The organism is Mycobacterium sp. (assembly GCF_025933915.1).
Taxonomy (GTDB): domain Bacteria; phylum Actinomycetota; class Actinomycetes; order Mycobacteriales; family Mycobacteriaceae; genus Mycobacterium.
Window position 1 is genome coordinate 1 of record NZ_JAICZA010000217.1, and the last position, 6,122, is coordinate 6,122.

At 69.8% G+C, this 6,122-nt stretch carries 8 protein-coding genes; 3 read left to right on the forward strand and 5 right to left on the reverse strand.

Going from position 1 to position 6,122, the window contains the following annotated elements; genetic code table 11:
- Together Q0W90_RS22425 and Q0W90_RS22430 are read right to left on the reverse strand one after the other, a co-directional pair.
- On the reverse strand, window positions 1-1,148 hold a 1,148-nt coding region (locus Q0W90_RS22425; protein ID WP_297776716.1), incomplete at its 3' end, for a HAMP domain-containing sensor histidine kinase.
- Window positions 1,145-1,876, reverse strand: coding sequence for a response regulator transcription factor (locus Q0W90_RS22430; protein WP_297700657.1), 732 nt, complete (start codon window positions 1,874-1,876; stop codon window positions 1,145-1,147). The genes Q0W90_RS22430 and Q0W90_RS22425, both read right to left, overlap by 4 nt.
- A 265-nt stretch (window positions 1,877-2,141) precedes the next feature.
- Here Q0W90_RS22430 and Q0W90_RS22435 point away from each other — a divergent pair, with 265 nt between their 5' ends.
- Both Q0W90_RS22435 and Q0W90_RS22440 read left to right on the forward strand, forming a co-directional pair.
- Window positions 2,142-2,519, forward strand: coding sequence for a hypothetical protein (locus Q0W90_RS22435; RefSeq protein WP_297776718.1), 378 nt, complete (start codon window positions 2,142-2,144; stop codon window positions 2,517-2,519).
- 134 nt (window positions 2,520-2,653) lie between these two features.
- Window positions 2,654-3,148, forward strand: a complete 495-nt coding sequence (locus Q0W90_RS22440) for a nitroreductase family deazaflavin-dependent oxidoreductase (RefSeq protein WP_297599452.1) — start codon at window positions 2,654-2,656, stop codon at window positions 3,146-3,148.
- Here Q0W90_RS22440 and Q0W90_RS22445 read toward each other — a convergent pair.
- From Q0W90_RS22445 to Q0W90_RS22455, 3 genes are read right to left on the reverse strand one after another with little or no spacing between them, the layout of a single operon-like run.
- Window positions 3,145-3,501, reverse strand: coding sequence for a DoxX family protein (locus Q0W90_RS22445; RefSeq protein ID WP_297599453.1), 357 nt, complete (start codon window positions 3,499-3,501; stop codon window positions 3,145-3,147). The two genes, Q0W90_RS22440 and Q0W90_RS22445, sit on opposite strands and share 4 nt — an antisense overlap.
- A 9-nt stretch (window positions 3,502-3,510) precedes the next feature.
- The gene (locus tag Q0W90_RS22450; protein WP_297700653.1) at window positions 3,511-4,641 is read right to left on the reverse strand and encodes an SPFH domain-containing protein; all 1,131 of its coding nucleotides are present in this window, start codon (window positions 4,639-4,641) and stop codon (window positions 3,511-3,513) included.
- Between the two features lie 35 nt (window positions 4,642-4,676).
- Window positions 4,677-5,114, reverse strand: coding sequence for an NfeD family protein (locus tag Q0W90_RS22455; protein ID WP_297599455.1), 438 nt, complete (start codon window positions 5,112-5,114; stop codon window positions 4,677-4,679).
- A gap of 56 nt (window positions 5,115-5,170) precedes the next feature.
- On the opposite strand from Q0W90_RS22455, the gene Q0W90_RS22460 reads away from it, so the two are divergent.
- The gene (locus Q0W90_RS22460) at window positions 5,171-6,112 is read left to right on the forward strand and encodes a hypothetical protein (protein ID WP_297599456.1); all 942 of its coding nucleotides are present in this window, start codon (window positions 5,171-5,173) and stop codon (window positions 6,110-6,112) included.
- Window positions 6,113-6,122 lie beyond the last annotated feature (10 nt).

Genomic DNA, 6,122 nt, shown 5'->3' on the forward strand with positions numbered 1-6,122 from the left:
CGGGTCGCGTCGACTTTGAGCGTCAGCGCGGTCAAACCGGTCCGGCTGACGCTGATCTGCGGTGCCAGCAGGGCGGCCCTGTCCGCTTCGCCATCGAGCACGGCGGCCACGTCGACGTCCTGCAGCTCGAGCGCCAGCCCGGCGTCGATGCGGCTCAGGTCCAGCATGTCGGACACCAGGCGTCCGGCGCGGCGCGCGTCGGAGAGCAACAGGCCCGCCCGACGGTATTGCCCGTCGTCGGAGCGCTCGGAGGCGCTGTGTGCGAGTTGCTCGGCGGCGACCTGAATGCCCGCTATCGGGGTGCGCAGCTCATGGGCGGCGTCGATGAGGAATCGCCGGGTGGCCGTCTCCGCGTACTGCGCGGTGTCGGCGGCGCGCTGGGCCCGGCGCTCGGAGGTTTCCAACGCGTCCAGCATGCCGTCGAAAGCGCTTGCGGCGCGGCCGAGTTCGGTGTCGGTGCGCTCGGGGCGCAGCCGATGGCCGCGGTCCCCGGTGGTGATGGCGTTGGCCAGTGCGGTCAGCCGATCGAGCGGGTGCAGCGCCGCCCGGCTCGCCGCAATCAGCAGCAGCGCCGCGATCAGCAAGGTGACCAGGCCCGCTGCGATGAGCAGGCCGCGTAGTTGGTGAGTGACCTGCGTGGTCTGCGTGGTGTCGGCGACCAGGATCACCCGGGAGCCGTCGGGCAACGGGTGCACCACGGCCGTCGCGGTGGCATCCGGCGGGGGCCCGGGCGGGGGTGGAAGCGGGTAGGGCGGCGGCGGGTAGGGCGGCGCATACGGCGGCGGCGGTGGTGGAAAGGGCGGCGGAGGAGGATAAAAGGGAGGTGGCTCGACCGGTCCGGCGGTCAGGTCGGGGCTGATCCCACGGTCTCCGTAGGCGTAGCCGTCGCCGGTGACGACGAGCGCCCGAATCCCGCCACCGTTGAGTTCGGCCGCGAGCAGATCGGGCGAGGTGTGCGCGGCGCTCAGCGCGTCGGCGCGCGATGTCGCCGCAAGCAGCCGGTCGTGCAGGTCGCGGCGGGTGAATACCCCCATCGTGACGTCGACGGTGACCCCGAGTACCACCAGCAGAGCGGCCAGCAGAGCCAACACCACCAGGGTCACCCGCCGTTGCAGCGAGGGAGTCGGCGTCGTCGAGGCGGCCGTCATGGCCGCTCGGGTTGCAGGCGGTAGCCGATGCCGCGGACGGTGTGCAGGATCCGCGGCCCGTGCGCCTCGAGCTTGCGGCGCAACCCGCTGACATGCACCTGCACCAGGTTGGGGTCGTAGGCGTCATAGCCCCACACCCCGTTCAGGATCTGGCCGGCGCTGACGATCCGGCCACGCTGCTCCACGAGAAAGGCCAGCACGCGCAGCTCGGTGGCGGTCAGATCGAGCCGATAGCCGCCGCGCGCAGCGACGCCCGCGCCGAGGTCCAACGTGACGTCGCCCACCTGGATCACCTGTGGCAGCCGTCCGCGCCGGCGCAGCACCGCACCGACCCGAGAAACCAGCTCGGCCAACTCGAATGGCTTGATGACGTAGTCGTCGGCGCCGCCGTCAAGGCCGCGCAGCCGGTCCGTCAGCCCGTCGCGAGCCGTGATCAGGACGATCCCGATGTCACCCCATGCGCGGATGACGTCGATGAGCGCGAAGCCGTCGCGCCCCGGCAGCATCACGTCGAGCACCACCAGGTCGGGACGCATGCCGTCGAGAACCTCTTCCAGCCCGTCGCCGTCGCGGCGGGCATCGGTGTGGTAGCCGACATCGGTGAGCGCTTCGCTGACCATCTCCCGGATGGTCTCAGAGTCTTCGACGACCAACACCCGCGGCGTGCCGACGCTGAAATGGCCGCCACGGCCGGCGGCCGCGCGGAGGCAATCGGTCATGACCACCATTGTCGGCGGCCCTGCTGAAACGAACCTGAAGCCCCGGGGGTGCGGACGCTGCCACGTCGGCCTCGTTCGGCACAGACGGTGAGGGAAGTGCCACTTGCCCGCCTCCGAGCGACACTCTCGCTATCGGCGCGGCATCGCAGCCGTTGTCGCGCTAAGGCGGGCAAAAGGTCGTCGCCCTTCGCTGGTGACGGCGGTGGCGGATGGAGTTCGTTAAAGACTCGTTTTCTTCAGATCCATTTCAGCTCCGGCTCTTACCGTCCGTGCCATGACCATGAAGGATGACCTCGATACCAATCCGTCGACCAATCCGCCGACCGCCCACCAACCATCCGAGCGACGGCGTCACCCCACCGGCGTGGTGGTCGGCGTCGGGCTGGCGGGTGCGTTGGTGGGCGCGGTCGGCACCGTCGTGGCCATCGCCTTCGCGTGGATCATCAGCGTCGGGCCTCCCGGCCCGCCGCTGCCCCCCGGGCCGCCGATGCTGTTCCACGGACCCCCGCCGCCCCCGATGGCGGGTCCGGGCGGTTTCGGACTTGCGCCGCCCGGCCCGCCCGGGCCACCGCGCGGCTCCTGGCCAGCGCCGCCGAACGAGGGTTTCCCAACGCCCCCCGCGCCGCCGCCGTCCGCCACGCAGCGTCCCTAGCCCACAATGACCGAGCCTGCCGCCGTCACGATGCCGAAATCGTGACGGCGGCAGCCGTCGGGATCCGGGTGCGTGTGCTCGCCTTCGCCCGCGCCTGCCGCCCCCGCCGCCGGCCCCGCACCCCTGAGTGCAGGATGGGGAGGATGTCACGAGATCAATCGTCGTCGCTCCCCGCCAAGGTCGCCGCACGGCTACTGCGGTCGCGCCGCCTCATGCGCGCACCGATCTGGATCTACCAGGCCCGCGCGGGCGCGCTGTTCGGCTCGCGCATCCTGTTGCTCGAGCACATCGGCCGCAAGTCGGGTGCGCCGCGCTACGCGGTGCTGGAGGTCATCGATCACCCGTCACCCGACGTCTACGTCATCGCCTCGGGATTTGGCCGAAAAGCCCAGTGGTTCCGCAACATTGAGGCCAACCCCCGGGTGCGGGTCTACGCCGGCAGCCACGCGCCCAGGCCCGCCGCCGCGCGTGTGCTCGACCAGCACGAGGCCGACCGCACGCTGGCCGCCTACCGAACCCGCCACCCCAAAGCGTGGGAGCGGATGCGCCCCGTGCTCGAGGACACGCTCGGCGCGCCGATCACCGACACGGACACCCCGCTGCCGCTGGTCGAGCTGAAGCTGGACTAACCCCGGTCCGGGCCCTTGACCGTCATCGCGGCGAACAGGGCCAAAAACAGCGCGGCCGGAAGGCCATTGACGACTTTGTCGCGCACCCGGACGTGCGCGCCGACCGCGAACACGAAGTACAGCGTCAGCATCGCCGTCGTCAGCCTCGCCAGCGCGGGGAAACGGGTGACCGACAGCAGGCCGACCGCGGCGGCCGCCTTCACCACCGGCAGCACGGGTCGAACGTTCTCCGGGACGCCCACGTCATCCAGGGTCTTCTTGATGGGGGCTAGCTGCACGCCACACGCCACCGCGTCGACGGCGTGGAACGCGGCGAGCGCCGCATAGGTCTTGGGAGAAGTCAACGCACTCATGGGGCAATCCTATTGAGTCAGCTCACCCGGGCCATCCGCCGGCTTGCGGGCGATCGCCTCCGCCTTGGCCACCGCCGCCGCGATCGCGGGGTCGGTTTCGGTGGAGAACCAGTCCGCGACGTCGGCGTCGTCGTCGGCGCCGTGCTTGGGCGCGTCATCGACGGGCGAGGGCTGGAAGCGGAACACCCCGTCCTCGCCCGGGGCGCCGAGCAGTTTGGTGAATCCCTGCAACGCCGTGCTGAAGTCGCTGGGCACCACCCACACCTTGTTGGCGTCGCCGCGGGCCATCTCCGGCAGCGTCTGCAGGTACTGGTAGGCCAGCATCTCCGGGGTGGGCCGACCGGCCTTGATCGCAGCGAACGTCTTCTCGATGGCCTTGGCCTGACCCTGTGCCTGCAGGTAGGCGGCGGCGCGTTCACCCTGGGCGCGCAGCATCCGGGACTGCCGGTCGCCCTCGGCGGCCAGGATCGCGCCCTGCTTGGCGCCCTCGGCCGCGAGGATCTGCGCCTGCTTCTGACCCTCGGCCTCCTTGATCGCCGCCTCGCGCATACCTTCGGCGGTCAGGATCATCGCCCGCTTCTCCCGGTCGGCCTTCATCTGCTTTTCCATCGACGCCTGGATCGACGGCGGTGGGTCGATGCTGCGCAACTCGACCCGGGCGACCCGCAGGCCCCAGCGGTTTGTGGCCTCGTCGAGCACGCCACGCAGCTGCCCGTTGATCTGATCGCGCGACGTCAGCGTCTGCTCCAGCGTCATGCCGCCGACGACGTTGCGCAGCGTGGTGGTGGTCAGCTGCTCGACACCGACGATGTAGTTGCTGATCTCGTAGACAGCCGCCTGCGGAACCGTGACCTGGAAGTAGACGACGGTGTCGATGTTGAGAGTCAGGTTGTCCTCGGTGATCACCGGCTGCGGCGGGAACGACACCACCCGCTCGCGCAGATCCACCCGGGCCCGGATCCGGTCGATAAACGGCACCAACAGCGTCAGTTGCCCGCTGACCGTGCGGCTGTATCGACCCAGCCGTTCGATCACCGCGGCCTCCGCCTGAGGTATCAGCGCCACCGACTTGGCCACCACGACGATGGCAAAGATGACCAGAACCGCCAGCAGCACCAGACCAGCAACCGCACCTTGCATTCGAGTTCCTCCCTTTCGCCGCCGCTCTCGCAGCCCTACAGGCTGGTCTTGAAGACCACTGCCGTCGCGCCGTCGATCTGCATGACCGTGACCGGCTCGCCCGGTTCGTAGACGTCGTTCTCGTCGAGCGGACGCGCGGTCCACACCTGGCCGTCGAGCTTCACCTGGCCGTTGTCCCGGGCGACCCGCTCGAGCACCAGCGCGGTTTTGCCCTCCAGCGCCTCGATTCCCAAGCGCGGCACGTTCGCCGGTGTCAACCGCCGCCGCAGCGGCGGACGAACCAGCACCAACAGCAGCACCGAGACGACCAGGAACACCGCCCCGTCCACCCACACCGGGGAATCCAGCAGCCAACTGGTCAGCGCCGCGGCCAGTGCGCCCCCACCGAGCATCACCAAAAACATATGGCCGGTAAGCGCCTCCGCACCGGTCAGCACCAGCGCGAATATTAGCCAAAGCAGCGCGGCGTGCATGCGGCAAGGATACGCGTGATCGGCCTTTGCGGGGCAAAACAACTACACTGCGTCACGTGTGGTGTCCCAGTGTTTCGCTGTCCCTATGGGCCAACGCCTGGCTCGCGGGCAAGGCCGCGCCCGACGACGTCTTGGACGCGTTATCCGTTTGGGCGCCAAAGCAATCGGTGACCGCGTATGATTCCGTCGCGGCCGGTCATACCGGGCTGCCGTGGCCCGATGTACACGATGCCGGGACGGTCACGCTGCTGCAGACCCTGCGCGCTGCGGTGGGCCGGCCGACGTCCACTCCCGGCGCGCCTCCCCTGATGCGCGGGACGATCAACATGGTTTTGCCGGTACCGGGCGATGTGCGCGGACTGGCCCCGGGAACGCAGTTCGAGCGCGATGCGCTGGCCGCCGGGGAGGCGATCATCATCACCAAACCCCATAGCCCCGCCTCCGCCGTCGGCCTGGTCCCCGAATTCTTGTATCAGGACGACGACGATGTGCCCGACCATGAGACGGGCCTGGCGGACTTGTGCGCGCTCGCGTGGACGGTCTACTCCCTGCCGGCAGCGCCGATACTTGACCACTACGATCTCGGCGACGCCGAGTACACGCTGCGGTCAGCCGTGCGATCGGCCGCCGACGCGCTCGGCGCCATCGGCCTGGGATCGGCCGCGACCGAGGTCGACGATCCGCGAGGGCTGGTCGAGCAGTTGCTGGAATCCGCACGGCAACACCGCATTCCCGATCACGCGCCGTCGCGCGCATTGCGGGTGCTGGAGAACGCCGCACACGTCGACGCCATCATCGCGGTCAGCGCGGGGCTGAGCCGATCCGACTCGCCGGACTGTTTCGCCGCGCCGATCGCCGCCGGCCTGGAGCCGGTCGGGACGCAATCGTCGTCGGAGGCCCGCATCGCCGGCGATGCGCTGCGACCGCTGACGGCTGTGGTGCGTTCGGCGCGGATGGCCGCCGTGACCGCGATCCTGCATTCGGCCTGGGCCGATTAGTTCTGTTGGC